The sequence below is a fragment of the Microcoleus sp. T3_D1 genome (assembly GCF_036700405.1).
Taxonomy (GTDB): domain Bacteria; phylum Cyanobacteriota; class Cyanobacteriia; order Cyanobacteriales; family Microcoleaceae; genus Microcoleus.
Genome location: NZ_JAUBOV010000015.1, coordinates 45,479 through 66,149 on the forward strand (window position 1 = coordinate 45,479; position 20,671 = coordinate 66,149).

General features: G+C 47.7%; 13 protein-coding genes and 1 pseudogene. 7 read left to right on the forward strand and 7 right to left on the reverse strand.

From position 1 onward, the window contains the following. The first annotated feature begins 704 nt into the window (after window positions 1–704). Window positions 705–7,178: a DUF4347 domain-containing protein gene (locus QT992_RS09445; RefSeq protein ID WP_333376885.1), complete on the forward strand. Its 6,474-nt coding sequence runs from the start codon at window positions 705–707 to the stop codon at window positions 7,176–7,178. A 48-nt stretch (window positions 7,179–7,226) separates the two neighbouring features. Here QT992_RS09445 and QT992_RS09450 read toward each other — a convergent pair. After that, window positions 7,227–7,783, reverse strand: a pseudogene (locus tag QT992_RS09450) (NUDIX hydrolase). Between the two features lie 89 nt (window positions 7,784–7,872). Between QT992_RS09450 and QT992_RS09455 the strand changes: the two are divergent. Continuing rightward, window positions 7,873–9,204 (forward strand): AMIN domain-containing protein, encoded by a 1,332-nt coding sequence (locus QT992_RS09455; protein WP_333343066.1) that lies wholly within the window; start codon window positions 7,873–7,875, stop codon window positions 9,202–9,204. A 370-nt stretch (window positions 9,205–9,574) separates the two neighbouring features. Here the strand turns inward: QT992_RS09455 and QT992_RS09460 are convergent, their stop codons facing one another. Beyond that, window positions 9,575–10,177: a DUF3172 domain-containing protein gene (locus QT992_RS09460; RefSeq protein ID WP_333312292.1), complete on the reverse strand. Its 603-nt coding sequence runs from the start codon at window positions 10,175–10,177 to the stop codon at window positions 9,575–9,577. A 287-nt stretch (window positions 10,178–10,464) separates the two neighbouring features. Between QT992_RS09460 and clpS the strand changes: the two genes are divergently transcribed. Continuing rightward, on the forward strand, window positions 10,465–10,746 hold the full coding sequence (gene clpS, locus QT992_RS09465) for an ATP-dependent Clp protease adapter ClpS (protein ID WP_015178019.1): 282 nt from the start codon (window positions 10,465–10,467) through the stop codon (window positions 10,744–10,746). A 227-nt stretch (window positions 10,747–10,973) separates the two neighbouring features. On the opposite strand, the gene QT992_RS09470 is transcribed toward clpS, so the two are convergent. Beyond that, the gene (locus QT992_RS09470; protein WP_190743136.1) at window positions 10,974–11,306 is read right to left on the reverse strand and encodes an RNA-binding protein; all 333 of its coding nucleotides are present in this window, start codon (window positions 11,304–11,306) and stop codon (window positions 10,974–10,976) included. Between the two features lie 287 nt (window positions 11,307–11,593). Beyond that, window positions 11,594–12,874, reverse strand: coding sequence for a hypothetical protein (locus QT992_RS09475; protein ID WP_333376887.1), 1,281 nt, complete (start codon window positions 12,872–12,874; stop codon window positions 11,594–11,596). Between the two features lie 64 nt (window positions 12,875–12,938). Between QT992_RS09475 and QT992_RS09480 the strand changes: the two genes are divergently transcribed. Together QT992_RS09480 and QT992_RS09485 are read left to right on the forward strand one after the other, a co-directional pair. After that, window positions 12,939–13,067: a hypothetical protein gene (locus QT992_RS09480; protein WP_333322452.1), complete on the forward strand. Its 129-nt coding sequence runs from the start codon at window positions 12,939–12,941 to the stop codon at window positions 13,065–13,067. Between the two features lie 215 nt (window positions 13,068–13,282). Then, window positions 13,283–14,665 (forward strand): UDP-N-acetylmuramoyl-tripeptide--D-alanyl-D-alanine ligase, encoded by a 1,383-nt coding sequence (locus tag QT992_RS09485; RefSeq protein ID WP_333376889.1) that lies wholly within the window; start codon window positions 13,283–13,285, stop codon window positions 14,663–14,665. Window positions 14,666–14,821: 156 nt separating this feature from the next. Here QT992_RS09485 and QT992_RS09490 read toward each other — a convergent pair whose 3' ends face one another. The 3 genes from QT992_RS09490 to QT992_RS09500 all read right to left on the reverse strand — a co-directional run bounded on the left by QT992_RS09490 (window position 14,822) and on the right by QT992_RS09500 (window position 15,671). Beyond that, window positions 14,822–14,950, reverse strand: a complete 129-nt coding sequence (locus QT992_RS09490) for a hypothetical protein (protein ID WP_333376891.1) — start codon at window positions 14,948–14,950, stop codon at window positions 14,822–14,824. Between the two features lie 140 nt (window positions 14,951–15,090). Beyond that, window positions 15,091–15,414 carry a type II toxin-antitoxin system RelE/ParE family toxin gene (locus QT992_RS09495; protein ID WP_333376893.1) on the reverse strand — a complete coding sequence of 108 codons (324 nt, stop codon included), beginning with the start codon at window positions 15,412–15,414 and terminating at the stop codon, window positions 15,091–15,093. Then, window positions 15,414–15,671 carry an antitoxin gene (locus QT992_RS09500; protein ID WP_333376895.1) on the reverse strand — a complete coding sequence of 86 codons (258 nt, stop codon included), beginning with the start codon at window positions 15,669–15,671 and terminating at the stop codon, window positions 15,414–15,416. The genes QT992_RS09495 and QT992_RS09500 overlap by 1 nt, the downstream gene beginning before the upstream one ends. Before the next feature lie 150 nt (window positions 15,672–15,821). Between QT992_RS09500 and QT992_RS09505 the strand changes: the two genes are divergently transcribed. Both QT992_RS09505 and QT992_RS09510 read left to right on the forward strand, forming a co-directional pair. Continuing rightward, a complete protein-coding gene (locus QT992_RS09505; protein WP_333376897.1) occupies window positions 15,822–16,004 on the forward strand; it encodes a DUF2281 domain-containing protein in 183 nt (60 codons plus the stop codon). A 231-nt stretch (window positions 16,005–16,235) separates the two neighbouring features. Further along, a complete protein-coding gene (locus tag QT992_RS09510; protein WP_333376899.1) occupies window positions 16,236–20,417 on the forward strand; it encodes a hypothetical protein in 4,182 nt (1,393 codons plus the stop codon). Window positions 20,418–20,671: the final 254 nt, after the last annotated feature.

Consider the following 20,671-nt stretch of genomic DNA (forward strand, 5'->3'; position numbering starts at 1 on the left):
CCGGGGCAAGCGGAATTGATATTATTGGGTGATTCGACTTGCTGATGACCATGAAATTGGTGGTTAGTGAGTCATTCATTCGTGAGAAAAGCCCGAAAACTAAGTTGAGGACTACAAAATTTCTAATCTTTTTTTGAGGGAAGATAGATGATATGATATTCTGCGGGGTGACACCCATAAAATTGGTTTGTGATGAGGACTCAAGTCTTAATAAAAGTCTGAGAAATGAAGCCTTTTTTTCTACAAAAGCCAACAATTGTCAACTGCTTTCCGGCACCCAATCGGGAGCATCTCATATTTGTAAAAACACTTCTTCTGGCTCCTGCCTTCTTCCTCTTCCATCCTGCCTCGCAGCAAGAGAGCCTCCTGCCTCAAAACTCCAATTTCTAGCTTGGCTGCTTTCATTGAGATGCTCCGAACAAATCTCGCATTACACGGTGTATTTTGGTACATAGTGTCCGTTGTTTTTCATCGTAAAATAATTTAGCGCCACGTTTGACTTGGCTAAAAAACGCCTGATTTCCCAGCTAAATACAGGGAAGTGCTACTTTGGGAAGATGTCGATCAAAAAAAAATCGCAGTAAATAGAACTTGTTAACTATGCGAAGTCGAGAAATTAGCAATGAGAAATTTCCTATTAGCAATTAACACTAACATCACTCACTGAAGATTGACAATTAACAAATCAAGGAGCTATCTAACTCATGAAAAATTTATGGTGCAACTACTCATCGCCTATTCACAAATCAAGTTGCGATCGCCGCGACACCGATTGCATAAAAGCTTCTTTGATTGGGACGCCGTTAGTCGGCGATCGGGCGAGGGATATTTCCTGTTTAACAAAAGCGAGTCTGGCCGTCAATACTCAAAATAAAAAACATTTAGTTTGCATCGATCCGAGGGTAGAGAATTATCAGCATCTTGCCAGCGGAGTCAAACCGGGGACAGAGATAATTGTCCTCGATCAAACTCTGGACGGAGTAGAACAAATTACCGAGATTCTAGCTAAACGCAGCTTAATTGCCAGCCTTCAGATAGTGGCTCACGGCAATGAAGCTTCCGTGCAACTGGGGTCAACTGTACTGAAGGATGAAAACTTACCAAAGTACGATCGGCATTTGCAGCAGTGGGGAAATTCTTTCACGGAAAAAGCCGATATTTTATTGTTAGCGTGTAGGGTGGGGGCTGGAAAATCAGGGATTGCTTTCGTGCGGAAGCTGAGAGAACTAACAGGTGCAAATATAGCCGCTTCCAACAATTTAATTGGTAGTGCAAAGTTAGGAGGAAACTGGAAATTAAATGTTACAGCAGGACGAGTAAAAACCGCAATAGCATTTGAAACAAAAACGCAGGAAACTTACAGCGCTGTCCTCATTACTTTAGTTGACGAAACTTTTCAAGATGCAAGTCTAATAGGGCCTTGGATATCTGGGGTCAGCGGCACGGCAGACCTTCCAGCTTTAACAGCAGGAACCGGAACGGAGAGTTTTCCGGGTTTGAACATCGACCCGCCCGGCAGCGGGGCTTTGAGATTAACTTCAAGAAGTTTTGACCAATCTACTTTTGCCATCTATAACAGTGCGGTACCAGCCAGCAGTGGCCTTAAAATTGTCTTCGATATATTTGCCTACAACGGCACTGCACGTCCGAATTTATCCAATAATTTGACAGGGGACGGCATAAGTTTCTTTTTAATTGACGGTAGTGTGACGCCAACAAAAGCTGGAGGCTATGGAGGTTCTCTCGGCTACGCCCAAAATATAAACGAAAATCAGGCCGGTTTACTCGGAGGTTATTTAGGAATTGGATTTGATGAATTCGGAAATTTTTCAACTCAGAATGAAGGGCGTATAGGCGGAACTGCGGACGGGTCTAGACCAGATTCGGTAACGCTTCGAGGTAGCCAAGCTACGCAATATCGGTTTTTAACTTCTAACTTTGTGCCGGGGGGAGTAGATAATATTCCCAATCCCGTAAGTCCGCCAATCAACAGCATTACTAGGACTCGCGAACCAGCCAGAAGAAGAGTTCAAGTTATTTTGCAACCTCCCACTTCTTCTGCAACGCCCAACCGTCGTCAACTTACTGTTAGCTTTGATCTCAACAATAATGGTTCGTTTACAGATCCGGGCGAGACTATTATCGACATTGGCAATTTAGAGGGAATAAACGGGCAAATCCCGGCAACATTCAAATTTGGTTTTGCTGGTTCAACGGGAGACGCAACAAATATTCACGACATTCGCACTTTGTCGATCCAAACTATAAACGTGCCGACTACTACAGCAGATGTTGCGACAACGAAAAAAGGCCCGGCTGCTGCGGCACCGGGTAGCAGCATTACTTACACAATTACGACAGTAAATAATGGCCCGAACCCGGCCGAAAACGTGCTGGTTGAAGACCAACTGCCCCGAGGGGCAGTATTTGGCAGTGCCGACGGCAGTGGCACTTTCAACCCGACAACGAGACTGGTCTCCTGGCGTATTCCGAATTTACCTGTTGGGGCCAGCACCACCCGCACCGTAACCGTTACCGCCCCAACTACACTCGGCCCTATTACAAACAGTGTATTCAGCAGCAGCAACACGATCGATCCCGTACCCGCCAACAACAGTGGCAGCAGCCCGGATGCGAGAGTCACCACCACTATTACGAACGATAGCGCCGATGTAGTGACGGTCAAAACCGGGCCAGCTACTGCAGCTACGGGCTCGACAGTCACCTACACAATTACGGCCACTAACAGTGGGCCGAGTGTGGCAACCAATGTGGCGATCGCCGACACCATTGTTCCGGGCTTAACAGGAGTCAGCGTCTCGGAGGGCGGAAGTTACAACGCAACTACAGGTATTGTGACTTGGACTGCCATCCAATCCCTAGCCCGCGCCGCCAGCGCCAACAGAACCGTCAGTTTCGCAGTTCCCGCCACCGGCGGCCCGATCGCCAACACTGCTAGCAGCACCTCAACGAGCCCAGACCCCAATCCTGCCAACAACAACGGCAGCAGCCCTCAAGCGCGAGTTACCACTGCTATCACCCAGAGTGCCGATGTAGTGACGGTCAAAACCGGGCCCGCTACTGCGATCGCCGGATCGACAGTCACTTACACAATTACGGCCACTAACAGTGGGCCGAGTCCGGCAACCAATGTGGCGATCGCCGACACCATTGTTCCGGGCTTAACAGGAGTCAGCGTCTCGGAGGGCGGAAGTTACAACGCAACTACAGGTATTGTGACTTGGACTGCCATCCCATCCCTAGCCAGCGCAACCAGCGCCAACCGAACCGTCAGTTTCGCAGTGCCCGCCACCGGAGGCACCGTCGCCAACACTGCTAGCAGCACCTCAAGTACCCCAGACCCCAATCCCGGCAACAACAACGGCAGCAGCCCGTCGGCAAGAGTCACCACTGCTATCACCCAGAGTGCCGATGTAGTGACGCGCAAAACCGGGCCCGCTAGTGCGGCTGCGGGCTCGACAGTCACCTACACAATTACGGCGACTAACAGTGGGCCGAGTGCGGCAACCAATGTGGCGATCGCCGACAGCATTGTTCGGGGCTTAACAGGAGTCAGCGTCTCGGAGGGCGGAAGTTACAACGCAACTACAGGTATTGTGACTTGGACTGCCATCCCATCCCTAGCCAGCGCAACCAGCGCCAACCGAACCGTCAGTTTCGCAGTGCCCGCCACCGGAGGCACCGTCGCCAACACTGCTAGCAGCACCTCAAGTACCCCAGACCCCAATCCCGGCAACAACAACGGCAGCAGCCCGTCGGCAAGAGTCACCACCACGATCGCCGATAGCGCCGATGTAGTGACGCGCAAAACCGGGCCCGCTAGTGCGGCTGCGGGCTCGACAGTCACCTACACAATTACGGCGACTAACAGTGGGCCGAGTGCGGCAACCAATGTGGCGATCGCCGACAGCATTGTTCGGGGCTTAACAGGAGTCAGCGTCTCGGAGGGCGGAAGTTACAACGCAACTACAGGTATTGTGACTTGGACTGCCATCCCATCCCTAGCCAGCGCAACCAGCGCCAACCGAACCGTCAGTTTCGCAGTGCCCGCCACCGGAGGCACCGTCGCCAACACTGCTAGCAGCACCTCAAATACCCCAGACCCCAATCCCGGCAACAACAACGGCAGCGATCCCGGCGCAACTGTTACCACCAGCATCGCCGCTGCCCCGACTCCGACTCCCCCACTCCCACCGACTCCGACTCCCCCACTCCCACCGACTCCGACTCCGACTCCCGCCAACCAACCACCGATAGCTAGCAACGTCAACCTCGAAATCGGCCCCAGCAGCGCTGTGGCGATCGCAGGACTGGGAGGAAGCGACCCCGACGGGTCGATCGAATCCTTCACCATCAATACCGTCCCACCAGCAAATGAAGGGCTGATATTTTTAGGCAATCCCGAAACCGGCGGCCGGATTGTCACCGCCGGTGAAATTCTGACACCTGCTGACATTAACCAATTATTTTTCCAATCGACAGCCAACTTTACAACAGCAAATTTCACCTACAGCGCTACAGACAACCAGGGTGCCACCAGCCCCGCCAGCGCTACTGTATCGGCCCTGCGGCCGATGCCAAACCAACCGCCCGTAGCTAACAACGTCAACCTCGAGATCGGCCCCAGCAGCGCTGTGGCGATCGCAGGACTAGGCGGCACAGATCCAGACGGGTCGATCGCATCCTTCACCATCAACACCGTCCCACCAGCAAATGAAGGGCTGATATTTTTAGGCAATCCCGAAACCGGCGGCCGGATTGTCACCGCCGGTGAAATTCTGACACCTGCTGACATTAACCAATTATTTTTCCAATCGACAGCCAACTTTACAACAGCAAATTTCACCTACAGCGCTACAGACAACCAGGGCGCTACCAGCCCCGCCAGCGCTACTGTCTCTGCCATTCCCCTGAACCAACCAACACCAACACCACCAACACCGCCAACACCCACACCACCAACACCGCCAACACCAACACCAACACCACCAACACCGCCAACACCAACACCACCAACACCGCCAACACCAACACCACCAACACCGCCAACACCAACACCACCAACACCGCCAACACCCACACCCGTAGCGGAACCAACACCACCAACACCGCCAACACCCACACCCGTAGCGGAACCAACACCACCAACACCGCCAACACCAACACCACCAACACCGCCAACACCAACACCTGCAGCGGAACCAACACCACCCACACCAACACCGGCGCCAACACCCGCAGCGGAACCAACACCACCCACACCAACACCGGCGCCAACTGCAACACCAACACCACCAACACCAACACCAACACCAACCCCAGCCCCGCAACCAACACCCACACCAACACCCGCGGCGGAACCAACCCCTATATTCAACCCAGTACCCGAACCGGATACCGGTTGCGGTTGCGACCCCTTGCCCTTGCTGCCCCCGATAACATTTATCCAACCCCAGCCTTCGCAAATACTTAACTTCGACTCAAACGCCGCCCAACTCATCGGCATCCAAAACACCAGCATCGGGACTCCCGGAAACGATTCCTTAACAGGAAACGACACTAACCAACTGTTTCTCTCCCTCCGCGGCGACGACACAGTGTTAGGTGAAGGCGGCAGCGATATCATCTTCGGCGAACAACAGCGAGACTTCATCGCAGCAGGTAAGGACAACGACATCGTTTACTCCGGCAAAGAAACCGATGCCGTATTTGGCGGCAAAGACAACGATCGCATTTTTGGTGATCGCAATGGAGACACATTGTACGGCGATCGCGGTGGCGACACCATAGTCGGCGACAACGGCAACAACATCGACTTAACCGACAACGACGGCGACCTGATTTTTGGCGGTTCTTCAGGCGACGCCATTGCCGGCACTCAAGGCAATGACACCATTTACTCCGGCAAAGGCCCTGACATCGCCTATGGTGGCATCGACAACGACCTGATTTGGGGTGACAAAGGGCCCGATACCCTTTGGGGCGACAAGGGAGACGACTCTCTGTTTGGTGGGGTACTCAACTCCCTAGACAGTGACCCAGACGGCTTCGATTTGCTGACAGGAGGCGATGGCAACGACGTACTTAATAGCCAAGAACAAGACGACACCTTGCGAGGTGGCAACGGACGGGATTTGCTGTTTGGAGGCAAAGCGGGCGATCGTATTTTCGGCGAAACTGACTCGGATACTCTCTACGGCAATCTAGGTTCCGACACCATAATCGGCGACTACGGCACTCAACAAGCCAGTACAGTTGCCACGGATGAAGGCGACTTAATTTTCGGTAACGACACCGGCGATATCATCGGCGGTGGCAGCGGTAACGATAGCATTTTTGCTGGCAAAGGTAATGACTTAGTTTACGGTGGCAAAGATAATGACAGGATTTGGGGTGAACTCGGTTCCGATACGATTGTCGGGGATGAGGGGGACGATTCGCTTTACGGTGGCTTGCAAAATCAGTTAGTGTCCGATGTGGATGGCCGCGATTTGCTATTTGGGGGAGATGGAAATGATTTTCAGGGTGGGGGTGAGAGTTCCGATTCTCTGAGTGGGGGTTTGGGTAAGGATACCCTTCGTGGAGGCAAGGATGATGATGTTGTACAGGGAGATGCTGGGGATGATTTAATTTACGGCGATGATGGCAGCGATATTTTGTGTGGCAATGAAGGTAATGATACGATTTTTGGCGATCGCGGGGAAAATCGGCGAGGCGCTGTGGGCCAAGAGGGTCAGCAAGACTGCATTAACGGTGGTAGTGGCGATGACCTGTTATACGGCAATGAAGGTCAAGATACTCTCAATGGTGATGATGGTAATGACACCCTCCACGGAGGGAAAGATAGCGATATTCTCAATGGGGGTGCAGGGGATGACTGGCTGTTTGGCGATGGGGGAGATGATACTTTGATTGGAGGTATTGGGAACGATCGCTTTGTGTTAAGCGCTAATAGCGGTATGGATACTGTACTCAATTTTTCCGTAGGAACTGATAAGTTTGTCCTGGCTGGTGGCTTGAGTTTTGAGGCTTTGCAAATTAACTCGATCGCCAATGGCACACTCTTACAAGTTGCGGCGACTGGGGAGGTTTTGGCTCAGATTTTTGGGGCTGATAATACTATTACTTCTCTGGATTTTCTGACTCTTTCTCCTTAAGACAGGTCTCACAACAAACAGCGTGTAGGGTGCCATTCACACAGCACCTTACCGCTGTTTATTCAAAAATTCTAATCCTAAAAAATAGCTGCGATGCTTCCTCCTACACAAATTTATCGGTTTGCTATTTTTAACAAAACTTCGGTAATTGGGACTAAAACTACTTCAATATCTTCTGTAATATCCAATTGTATTTTGCTAGCAAGGTTGACATTTTTAGCAAAGTATAGGTAGATAGAATTGGTGTCTTTTACGGGGTTATCATATAAGGTGGCTAGTTCCAAAATTTCTTCAGCAACATATCCCGTTTCTTCGGCCAGTTCTCTGGCTGCTGCCGATTTCCCGCTCTCTTCAGCAGGGTTGAAAGAGCCGGCAGGCAGTTCCAGCAAAATTTCGCCTACTCCGTGCCTGTATTGGCGCACTAATACAAGTTCTTGCTGCTCTGTCGTGGCAAATACGAGGGCGATATTGGGCCGGACATTAACAAAAAAGTCGTCTATAATTTGTCCGCTTGGCAATTCTATTTCATCTTGTCTAACCTGACACCACTTGTTGTTAAGAACGAAGCGCGATCGCAATAATTTCCATTTAGTTAAATTTTTCATATCGCAATAATGCTAAACTTTCAGCGTCATCCGAAGGCAAAATTTTCCCATCCATAATCATTTCAGATCGAAAATTTCACCCAGCAGCCATGCCATACAAAAAATTACCACGAAAATTTTGGGCAGACTTACAAAAATTGACTGTTAATTCTCTACCAGCGGGATTGTTTGCGATCGAGTCACTGAGTCTGAGTCTAGCAGTCGCCGCCGCAGTTGCAGCAGTGCCTGCAGCACAGCAACCAGCAAATGCTTCAACAGTCACAAGTTGGCAATTCGATCCGGCGACAAATCAGCTAGAAATTACTCTCCCAGAGGGAACAACCCCCACATATTCTCTACTCAACCCGTCTCAGATTGCTGTGGATTTGCCCAATACTGAGATCGGAGTAGATGCAACTCAGTTATACCCGCAAGGCAGAGTGCGTTCTGTGGGAGTGAGTCAACTTCAACCGGGAACGGCGAGAATTCTGGTCAATTTGGCTCCTGGAGTCGGTTTCAGGGCAGGGCAAGTTCAATTCCAAAGAAGCGGGGTAGAAAATCGCTGGGTGTTGCGTCCTTCGATCGAACCGACTCCGAATATGGAAACTCCCCAAACTCAACCCCAGCCTGCAAGACAAGTACCGCAAAACCAGCCGCCGACTGATTCCAACTCAACTGCTGCCACAGAGATCGATAGAGCTGAGCCTCGTACTTCCCTGAATCCCGCTACAAATTCTTCGGAGCCGCCAACTCCCAATGACCAAATCCGGCCGCTAAGAGTGCCTTTAGTCAATGTTCGCCTTGACGAACGCCGTGGGGTACAAGCTGCTGCTCTACCCCGCCTAGAGCCTCAAATAACGGCTGCTGCAGCGCCCCAACAGCGGACGCTTACTTTTGGTGAACCGCTTCCTGGGGGACGATCGAATGCTCCTTTGCAGGCTCCGGCTGGGGCGAATGTCTTGTTGTCGGCGGGCACGGAGCTCAGTTTGCTATACCCGGGCGATCGGGCTTTGCGCCTTGCCCGTGCGAAGCCCAGCCGAGAGGAAGTGCTGTTGCTGCAAGGGGGAATTCTCGACAGTCGTGGTAATACGATCGTACCTGCTAATACGCCGGTCATCGGTCGGTTTGAAACAACGAACCTCGGCAGTCGATTTGTGGTCGAAGCTATTAGTCTCAACGGCCGCAATATCCCTCTCTTCGCTCGCTCAGAACCCGTGGGAGGCCGCCGACAACAGCCGACCGATCGCAGTTTGTTGCGAAATACTGGTATTGGTGGCTTAGCTTTGTTCTTGCTGAGCGGCTTTTCTGGTATCGGTTTGTTGGCGGGAGCAGCCGGTGGTGTTGCTACAACTTACGTCGCTGCTCCTCAACCTGCTACGATTCAACCCGGTCAAATTTTGCAAGTTCAGTTAACGGAAGATTTCCCCCAGTTAGGTTTTTGAAGGAAGAAGGAAGTTCGGCAACGGATTTTGTAACGGATGTAACGGATGTCAGGAAGAAGGAAGAAGGAAGAAGGAAGAGGTTCGAGGGAAGAAGGAAGACTTTTTTCTTCCCTCGAACCTCTTTGTTCAAAATTTACTTAGGATCGCGAATTAAATAACTTACAATTTTAATTGTTATTGTGGGATGGGCGTCCCGCCCGTCCTTTTTGGACGGGCGGGACGCCCATCCCACTTTCAAGAGTGGAAGTTATTTAATTCTCATTCCTTAGAGCAGTATTCCATTCTCTAAAATAAAGTAAGGACTTAGGCTTTGCCTAAGTCCTACCCCATATCTGTAATTGACTCAACTGAAAACCGCTATATCGGCGATTTAGAAATTTTGACCTTCAGTGGTTGGAGCTATCGAACCCGGTTGGTTGAGGAACAGGTTTTTAGCGCCGTCGTTTTGGTAGATACAGTTAATTTCGGGTTGAGCTTCTAGGGGGCCGGTGAAGCCAAAGGTGTTCATGCGATTTTTGCAATCGCGCACTTGGTCTTGGCTGATGAGTTTTCTTTGTTCGAGAATTGCCCAGTTATTGGTTCGCAGGACGCATCCGGGGCGCATACTAGGCTGCGAGATGTAGACGTTGAAGGGATTGAGGGTGACGTAGAGGCGCATATCTGTCACCATCGCGCTTGCTCCAAACTGCACGCAAAGTTCTGGGTTCGGGGCGCTGCGATCGATAAATTCGCGGGATGCTACGTTCTCTGGGCTAATTGTAGCTGTGGAGCTAAAGGCAATGCCAATGCCAATTCCCAGAATAAAGACGGCTGTTAAAATTCCTAGGGTGGCGGAATTGAGGAAAGAGGGTTTACCGGACTGAGGTTGACGCCGCGACTGTCCGCCAAAGGAGCCGGAGTAATCGGAGTCTTCATCTCCTCGGGATGGGTCGCCGCTGAATCTGTCGTTGTAGGATTTAGGTTTGCGTTTCATATAAGGTTCCGTCAGTTCTGGAGACTCAACAGGTAGTAGTTTGTTATTTTTAACCGATCGCGCCTTTCTAATATTATGGCGTTAGGAAGGTGGTTGCCCAGGGCCCAGGACGCCCCCTGTGGGTTTGGTGTTGGGTTCACAGCTCGCGATCGACCAAGGGGCTGCCTTGTCTGAATTTTCAGATTTCAATAAAATAGCTGAAAGTGAGATAGTCTTGCACAGCGGAGGAATCCGGCTCAAGATTGTTGACAAATTTTAACATTTTACAAGTCAGGAGGTATAGATTAGTGTCTGTCGAAATTATTCAAAAGCCTTCCACAGTCCGCAAGCTTGCACCGCGCTACCGCGTTCTGCTGCACAATGATGATTTCAATCCTATGGAGTACGTGGTGCAGACTTTGATGGCGACGGTACCGAGTCTGACTCAGCCACAGGCGGTAAATGTGATGATGGAAGCCCATACTAACGGGATGGGATTGGTGATTGTTTGCGCTCTGGAACACGCTGAGTTTTACGCTGAAACGCTCAATAATCACGGATTGAGCAGCAGCATCGAACCTGACGATTAGAACCTGACGGTACTGCAACGGATTCGCGTAGCCGGTTTCAGACTCATACCGTCAACCCTCATACCAAAAAGCCAAGGGTTAGGCCCTTGGCTTTTTGGTATATTTAATGCGGTAGATATGGAAACTTGAAGAGCATAGGTTTTTCGGAAAGGCCGGAAGTGGTTCGGAGCTAGGTGAGCTCTCGCGCCAATTTCAACTCTTCAATCTCAAATCTTTATCAGAGGAAATTAATAACGTCCTCCGCCGCCGCCCCCTCCGCGAGCAAATTTTCCAGGGCCACCGCCGCCCCGGTTGCCGCCGCCCCGGCCACCTTCATCTTCGCGGGGCTTGGCTTTGTTAACTTTGAGGTCGCGACCCATCCACTCTGCTCCGTCGAGAGCAGCAATCGCTGCATCTTCTTCTGCATCTGTGGACATTTCTACAAAACCGAAGCCGCGGGGGCGACTGGTTTCTCTGTCGGTAGGTAGATGTACCCGCTTAACAGTTCCGTATTCGGCGAAGACGGTGGTGATGTCTTCTTGGGTAACTTGGTAGGATAAGTTACCGACGTATATCGACATGAGGAATAACTCCAAAATTTAGACAGTGCGAAGATTTCAGTTTCGGAGAGTCCCCTGCCGATACAGAAGGGCAAGTTTTTAGACAATTCTGTAGCAATGAACAAAGCCTGCAACTGAATCTGATTCACACTTGGTACTTTAACATAGAATAATGTCTTTTGAATAGGTTTCAGGAGTTAATTAAGTCGTTCTAATCAAAGGTAAAACTTTTAGGGTATTCAGAAACCTGGTTGATGGGTGTGATGTTTTGCCTGCAGTGGAAGCAGAGAAAGTTATGCCGCCCCCTCTTACCGCAGGAAAGATACATCCACCTTGCCAAAGTTGGTACTCAAAGCTAGGTTTACGTTTTCTAGGGCTTTGACTAACCACACCACGCCTTCTCGGGTACTGCATTCGTAGTGACCGAACAAAATTGCCAGCCGCTTTTCTAGGTAGGGCTTGACTTTGCCGCAAATTAGTACGATTTTCAGCAGCAAACCTGTGGTTTGGGTGGGACCGAGGTTTGAGATCAGGTCGATGAAGACAAAGTGGTTGGGCCGCACAGGACTCTCTACTACTAAAAAGTTCAATAACTGGCTGCAAGTTCTGATCATTAAAAATTCGTTAAACTTCTGATCGTCGCTGTGGGGCAGGGTATTTTGTAGTTGCTTATACAATTTTTCGTTAAAGAGACGTTTGCCGTAGCGATCGTCGGTGACAGAAGAAATCAGGTATTCGTACAAGTCGTCTTTAAATGAGCCGTAGGACTGATTTGTGCTGGCGTTCGCCGTGAAACGGCCCGCTAGCTGTCTGTAGGTATCGGCTCCCTCTACTTTTCCGACAAATTGCTTGAGGGCAAAGAATAGTTCCGGGTCGGTCAACAGGGTCGGGTTTTTTATAGGCTGTATACTTCTTTTGAAGACAATTGAGGTTTCCCGGCGCGCTGTTTGGGCTTTTCTCACTTGGTGAGCCACGTATTGCGAGAGGTTGACCTCAAATTGCTGCTGCTTTTGAGCTTGGATTTTTTTAATGATTTTCTGCTGTTCGTAGGTGCTGTCGTCGCTGAGGAGGCAGTGTTTGTAGAGGTAAGGGTAACGGGGAATTAAGGTTCCGAGGGCAAGGGTAGCAGGGGTTTTGCTGTTGCTGCTATCTTCATTGTTGTGAGTTATGACTTTGGCTAAACGTTGGAGGGTGAGGTACTGTTCGCTTTCTGTAAATTGATTTACTAATTGGGGGATGGAGGCTCGCCCCCGCGATCGATGGTATCCAAATAATATTTTGGGCGCTTCTTCAAACATAGCGATCAATTCAGGGATGGCTGCTTGCTTGCTGGGGTAGGTTTGCCAGCGGTTGATCAGGATGTGGCAGCAGCGGTTGAGGATGTACTTGAATTCTTGTTCGGCGTGTTCTGAGGCTGCTATTTTTTCGAGTGCGTCGGCGACGGAGCGATCGGGATATCCGGTACCGTGGATAAACAAAGTGCGAAAGCGGCTGATGAGTTCGGCCGGCTGCTCTCGTTGTACCAACTCCAGCCAGTGCTTGTAAAGTAGCTGTTCTTCTTCGTGGCTTTGTCTGTTGTAGTCGTTCACTTTGGATTAACCCTCCGAGGCTGGGGCTGGAGCTTTCAGCGCTATTATTTTGATGAATTGGCCAATGAATCGCAACAATTTAGTCAACCGAGCTTCTCGCCGGATGAAGCTTAGGGGTAGAAGCTGTCAGCAGCTTAAGCCGATCGATATTTTTGGCTTAGTTAAACTATTTACCAATACCAGCATGACATGAATTGCTGGTAATTCGCAAGCCTTAAATCACCATCTACTTTGTAAAGTATTGGTAAAGATTGTGGGTGGGTAGGGGATAATTTCTTGGTTGGCGGACGATTTAGTATTAGGATTGTCAAGATATATCCAGGTTAGCAGCCCCCTGTCAGTTAAATTCCAGGTCAGGCAAGGTAGGATTAGCTGTGAAAATAATTATTTGAAATGTGAGTGCTGGTTATGGTTTGTCGCGTAAGTATCGCCCAACTTGCTGAAATTTTAACTGTACCTTTGCCTGCTGTGCCTGACGACGTTTTGACAGTTGTAGGGACAGGTATTGCCACAGATACGCGCACTCTTGAAGGGGGCGAGGTATTTTTGGCGCTGCGGGGAGACAATTTTGACGGCCATCAATTTGTGGCAAAAGCCAGGGATTTGGGGGCGATAGCAGCGATTGTCGATCGAGATTGGCAACAGGAACTGCCGAATTTTCCGCTGTTGCGCGTTGACGATACTTTAAAAGCTTATCAGTCGATCGCTCGCTGGTGGCGCGACCAATTCAGTATACCTATAGTTGCTGTTACTGGTTCTGTCGGTAAAACTACTGCTAAAGAGTTAATTGCAGCGGTTTTGTCAACCAGGGGAAATGTTCTTAAAACTCAATATAACTACAACAATGAAATTGGAGTACCAAAAACTCTGTTGGAGCTTTCACCCGCACACAATTATGCTGTAATTGAAATGGGAATGCGCGGACTAGGGGAAATTGCGCTGCTGTCGCAAATTGCACGTCCTACTGTTGCGGTAATTACTAATGTAGGAACGGCACATATCGGGCGATTGGGTTCCGAAGAGGCGATCGCCCAAGCTAAGTGCGAACTGTTAGCCGAAATGCCTGCTGATAGCATTGCTATTCTCAATCACGATTGTGACAGATTAATCGCAACGGCAGCCGAAGTTTGGCAGGGAAAAACTTTAAGTTACGGTTTAGAAGGCGGGGATTTGTGCGGAGAATTGCTCACTAATGATACAATACTTATAGATGGTATAGAATTGCCGCTGCCGCTGCCGGGACGCCACAATGCTGTAAATTATTTAGCGGCTTTGGCGGTAGGAAAAGTTTTAGGTATTGATTGGGAAGTTTTAAAGCAAGGTTTGTCTGTGCAGCTACCGGATGGACGGGCACGCCGCTACGATTTGCCGCAGGATATTGTGATTCTGGATGAGACTTACAATGCTGGTTTGGAGTCGATGTTGGCGGCCCTGAGACTGTTAGCAGATACTCCCGGAAAGCGCCGGATTGCGGTGTTGGGAACGATGAAGGAATTGGGCGACAGGGCGATCGAATTTCACCAACAAGTGGGAACAGCGGCGCGAGATTTGCATCTGGATGCTTTGTTTGTTTTTGCTGATTTTGAGGAAGCGGCGGCGATGGCTGCGGGCGCTGCGGGTTTGCCTTTTGTGGAGATAGGAGATATTACAGCCAAGGATGGGCGGGAAGATTTAGCAAAGCGGTTGTTGGGATTTGTCGAAAAGGGCGATCGGATTTTATTTAAAGCTTCTCATTCTGTTGAGCTAAATCGAGTTGTGGAGAAAGTTATAGCTGATTTGGCGGGGGAATAGACAGAAAATCGGTGATTGAAACTCGGCGATTGAAATCGCTTCTTGTCAAACAAAGTCCGCCTGCGCGGACTGAGGAGAAATAGGGGCGATCGACCTTAATTGATATACTGGCAACTTGCTCTGCTTCCGCAGCTACTTCGATCGCCACTCTCGCCCTTACTGACTTACTCCGGCAAGCATTCGCTTCAGCACTCGCTGCATCACCTGAAGTTCTCGATCGTCCAGGTGACAGGCAAAGTATTCTGCGATTGCTTCAGCGTAAACCGTCCACATTTGTTGTTGCATTGCCAATCCCGCTTCAGTCAGCACCGCATAGGTGCCGCGCCGATCGATCGGACAGCGTTCTCGATACAGCAGTCCGGCTTTTTCCAGCCGATCGAGATTTATTGTAGTGAAATTCGATTTTCTTTAAAGGGCGATCGCAGCTATCCTTCTTGTGGGTTTTTCAAGCGCGTTCTCAGGCGTTGCAGCACATCCATCCGCTCGTGATAAATAGCAACAACCACCATCGGACTTCCCGATCTCATGATGCCAAAAATATAATGGTGCTGACATCGGGTTACGCGCAAACGGGGATGAATGTTTTTCAGATCCCGATAGAAGCCCTGGCTACCCGCAAGGTTTTCAGCACAGGTTTCCAGCGCAGCAACGTAATCTCGCGCCTGGGCTATGCCGTAATTGTTAACGGTGTACTCGATAATATCTGCTAAATCCTCTTCTGCGTTGGAGGTGAGTTCGTAGGATGGCATTACACTTTTCCCATCGCCGCCAGCTTCTCTTCCAAAACCTGGCTGAATGTCTTAGCCGATACTTCGCCGCGTTCGGCCGCCGCTATCCGTTCCCTCAGCAGTTCTTTGAGTTCCTGCCAAGCCTGTTCTTCCTCTCGATCGTTAGAAGGAAACAGCCTTTCGAGTACAAACTCTTTAATAGATTTGCCCAGGACAGCCGCCATTGCCTTAATTTGCTGGTGCTGTTCGTCTGTTACCTCGATCGTTATCCTGCTCATAACGCCACATTGACGGAGTACCTTTCTAAGATATCCTAAAATGTAAAAAATTACAATTGTGATTTTTAGACTCTTCCTGGTGTCCCCAATGCGATCGAGCAGCTTAACTGGCAATTGTTATCATAAGTTTATGGATCGAGAGGTTATCTAATGCTAGAAACCACCATCCTAGAAAGCCTAGTCAAGTTGCCAGATTCTCTGAAACAGGAAGTGCTGCACTATATAGAATTCTTAGTTTTAGTCAGCCGCAACGAAGTGTTGGATGCTTATGTTGTTCGTGGATTTTCGACACAGATCGTGTTTCTCTGGTGTTGCAGGGTAATCCCAAAGTAATCGCGCAACTAGGAAAAGCCTCTGCACTGACTTTGGTATCATACTGCAAATGTGATATAGTTACTAGATATCTCCGGAAATTCGCTCTCCGCCCAGACATGGCAAGGGTTGAAGGTATTCTTTCGGAGATGTCTACTAGCTATGCGGAACTTACGAGTTGTCTTTGATTCGCCGTATAGGTATTTTGTCAGCTACTACCTGAATACTTACCAAAGAACTTTCCCAAAGCTTATGTATATCTATATTACACAGCAGTGCCAAGATAACGCTGAAAAGTATTATATTCAACCTAAAATCACTGAACTTTATGATAACTCCGAAGTGTTAGATCTCTTCGATCCAATTTATCCTTACTGGAAGCGAAGAATAGGGAAATACAGGTTATTAGCAAAGATCGAAGAGGTAGATAATGAGAAGATTCTCTGCTTACTAAATATTCTGGAGCGAAAAAGTCAAGAGTATGAAGAATTTACAGACAAAAATAAACGTCAAAAATTTGGTCAAGACAAGTTAGAGCCCTTACTGAATGATGATGAGATTAAGGAATGGCTAAATGAACAAAAAGAATCGGTTTGTCAACAGCCAAACAAACGCGAGCCTCTTCCAAACGATCTGTTAGTCTGGCTAGAGCTACCTAGCTGGAGTAAAGACTCTCAAGACTTGGTGATTTACGAAAGCGGACACTGGTTGAAAAAGTGCGGACAAGAGAAAATCAAAAACCGACGGGAAACTTTCAAAAATATTATTCTCGACATTATTAGTCAAAATGATGTGGAAGATGAAAGCACAAGTTGCTCTCGTGTAAAGTTATATAGCAACACGGAAGGGTTATCGATTTTGTTTAGTAGGATCGAAACTCTTGCTACTGAAGATACGTCCTCTAGAAAAATTTTATTTTTGCTTGCTCCTTTTCTTGAAAAACCATCGGATGACCCTATAAGAGAAGTAGTAGAGGCGATCGATCCTCCCGACTTTGGTGAAAATGTTAATAATCTTCCGGCTCAATTGAGTATGGATGAGCTAACTTGCCTAGCACGACGTTCTTATCCAGCATACCTACTATTAGATTTTGAAAGTTGGCTAGCTATTGAAAAAGATGACGAATCAAATCTAGCTCTCTCAGTGGAAGAAGAACAAATTTTAGAATCTATTTCAACTCCACAAAAACCCTCCCTACCGATGTTTATCAATGGACGAGCTGGGAGTGGCAAATCTACAATGTTATTCCACCTTTTTGCTGATTACTGCGATCGCCACTGGAACTCTTGTCAAGCAGGAGAATATGATTTTTATCAAAAGCCACACCCTCTTTTTCTAACTTACAGCGAGAGCCTGCTCAAGGTAGCTAAAGATTCAGTGCAAAGCCTTTTAAAATCTCATCATAAATTTTTATTAGATAGAGAAACGCCAGAAGCAGAAACACCAGATGTAGAACCATTTTTTCAACCCTTCCAGAAATTTTTATTAAATTTTTTACAATCTACAGAATACGACCGATTTAAGCCAGAAAAATACATTTCTTATAACCAGTTTCGACAGCTTTATAATGATTCTAAACTCCCAGAAGCAAGAAATAAACGCTACTCAGCAGGGCGATGCTGGTACATCATTAGAACTTTGATTAAAGGCTACTCTCTTGATGGATATATAAACGAAGACGATTATAAAGAATTACCGCGCGAGGAACAACGCAAGATTCCAGAAGAGACATTCAAAGGAATTTATAAAACGGTTTGGAAATGGTATGAAAGGCTAATTGAAGATAAGGGCTACTGGGACGATCAAGACTTAATTAGAATAGTCCTAGAAGGGAAACGTTTCTCTTCTGAATACACGGCAATTTTTTGCGATGAATCTCAAGATTTTACGAGACTAGAACTGCAACTCATCGTCAAGCTTTCTGTTTTTTCTAAATATGATTTTGGATTTAACTATGTTTCTGTCCTACCCTTTACCTTTGCTGGCGATCCTTTTCAAACCTTAAACCCTACTGGATTTCGTTGGGATAGCGTCGGGGCATTGTTTTACAACGAAGTTGTAATGAGGCTCGATCCAGCAAGTAAACTTAATATAAAGATGAATTTTAAGGAGCTACAAGTTAATTATCGCTCTAGCTCATCTATCGTTAAAGTGACCAATTTAATCCAATTGTGGCGCTGTGTTCGTTTCGGCCTACCTGACATTAAGCCACAAACTCCGTGGGACAAAAAAGACAGTTTTTCTAAACCGCAAAAGTTTATTTTTGGTCAGAATCTCTCGTTAGACGATTTAAAAAGCCATATCGACAATAAGCCGATTTTCATTCTACCCTGTGAAGCTGGCGGGGAAATTGACTATATCAAAAGTGATGAAGTTCTTTTGGAATTATTTCCACAAGCCAAGGAGGGAAAAACGCCAGAGAACGTATACAGTGCCATCAAAGCAAAGGGTCTGGAGTTCCCGCTGGTCATCCTATACAAATTTGGGCATGAGTTGGCTCAAGAAAAATACGATGCGAAGGTTGTATGGAACTTTGACGCTAATAGTCAAAGAGATTCAGTAGAGTTAGAATACTACTTTAACAAGCTTTACGTTGCGGCTAGCCGAGCGATGTCTGATTTGGTTGTCATTGACTCAAAAGAAGGAGATGAATTGCTGTGGCAGCAGGCTAGTGACGATCGGATCGATGGATTCCTTGAGCAGTTGGAAGCTGGTAAACGCCACGATTGGACAGATTTACTCGGAACTATCAGCACAGGGCAAAGTCTAGAAGTCCTGGATCAAGACAACCGAGAACTCCAAGCAAAGCAGATGAAGAAGCAAGGGTTGGCAGAGGAAAACCCAGAGTTACTCAGAAATGCAAAAGCGTATTACTCTGTGTTAGGAGATACAAAAGAAGTTGACCTCTGCGAAGCTTGGGCGCTCAAATTCGATAATCATTTTAGTGAGGCTGGTCAACTTTTCTTGAACCTATGTAAGAAGGAAGAGGCTTGGAAGTGCTTCTGGGAGGGAGCTTGTTGGAAAGAATTGAAGCGATGGTGTGAAGAAAACCCCAATCAGAAACCAGTAGAGCGTTCTTTAGTGGAATTCATGATGGAGGAAGCTCCGAAATCTTTCGATGTTCTCAATAAATTCACCGAGTTCCTTGAAAAACGCAATGAGGACAACTCACTGCAAAAATTCCGTTCGAGCAAACCCTGGCAAGCAGCGATCGAGCAATATGCCAGCCAAATTGATATAAAGTTGATGAACGAACAGAGTCTCACCTGTGAGCAATGGCAACGATTTGGAAATCTATTACAAGACTTGCACAAAGCTGGGTATAACAAAACATTAGAAGTGGCCGGAAGTTCTTTCTACCAAGCAAAAGATTATAAAGGTGCTGTGCGCTGCTGGGATTTGTGTGAAGTTCCCCAAAAGCGCAAGTATAACTTAGCTAAAGCTGAAGTCGAAGGTTTTCCCGAAGGCTTACAATACCTGCAAAAAGAAGGAGAAAATCAGCAGATTGTTCAGGAGTGGGAAAGAAAAGGAAAACCCGATAAATCTCAATGGTTAGACTATGTTGTACCAGCCCTTCAAAACCAGAATGGACATCAAGAGCTAGTTGATTACTTAATTCAGCGAAAATTGTGGATCAAAGCCATAGAAGCAATAGCTAAGCATCCTGATGCCAATGAAGCAAAAAGTTTGAAGTTTAAAGTCGTGCGTGGAATTGCTTACTCAGATATTACACCAGATACTGCTCGATCGGAACGCCAACGTTATCAGAACTTTATAACTTCAGTTCGAGGTTTTTCCGACTGGCAGCAGCATCTAACTGTACAAGAAGTTGGTGCTGCAATGGAGAGAATTGGTGAGTTTGTGCCATGCTTAGAATTTTATGAGAAATTTTTTGTTGATGATTCCAACTCTCAGCTACGAAATTTTGCACTAGAGCGTTGGATTGCCACTAAGAAAAAGCAGGTAGACTACGAGCGAAGCACAGATGGTGGCAAATTTAAGCAAAGACAGGACGAACTTGATGAGAATGCTCGTAAATGGAGCATAAATCTAGATTCAGTCTCTGACCTTCCGGAGCTTGCTGTTCCACTAGCAGAGACATCAAAAACGGAAGTCAAGGGAGAAGCTGATTGGAAAACTTTAGGCCCTGGCATTGAACAGCGTGACATAGGTCGTCTTAAAGTGATGAGAATCAAGACTATGAAGCAGCTAACTATTACTGATGATACATCCAAGATATTGCAAGTAACTTTGGAGTCTGAGAAATGCACCGTCAAAGGTAAGGTTGAAGATGTGGAGGTATCGGGCAGCAACCGATTATTTTTCAAGGTTCCTGAAAGTGGTTACACCTGTGAAGTCTTTTACAGTGATGCTTCTCCCACGCTTGAATTGAAGATTCAAGGTCTATCAGATAAAATCATCATAAAACTCTAAAGATGAAAGTATCTTGAAGATAGCTGTTGCAGTCAGCTAGGGCAATTACAGTTCTGAGCTTAGGTTGAGTTGAGCGTAGAGGTAGCAGTTGGTAACGGTAATGATCGAACCCAGGTATATTGGCATGAATTGATGTGGGCTCAAGCGCACACGATACTCTGGCGCTTCTTTGAGCCTACATTCCGCACTTCTGACTATGTTAAGAAGTGCGGAATGTAGGTTAAAAACTAGAGTTTTCTAGTTTTTAACCTCGG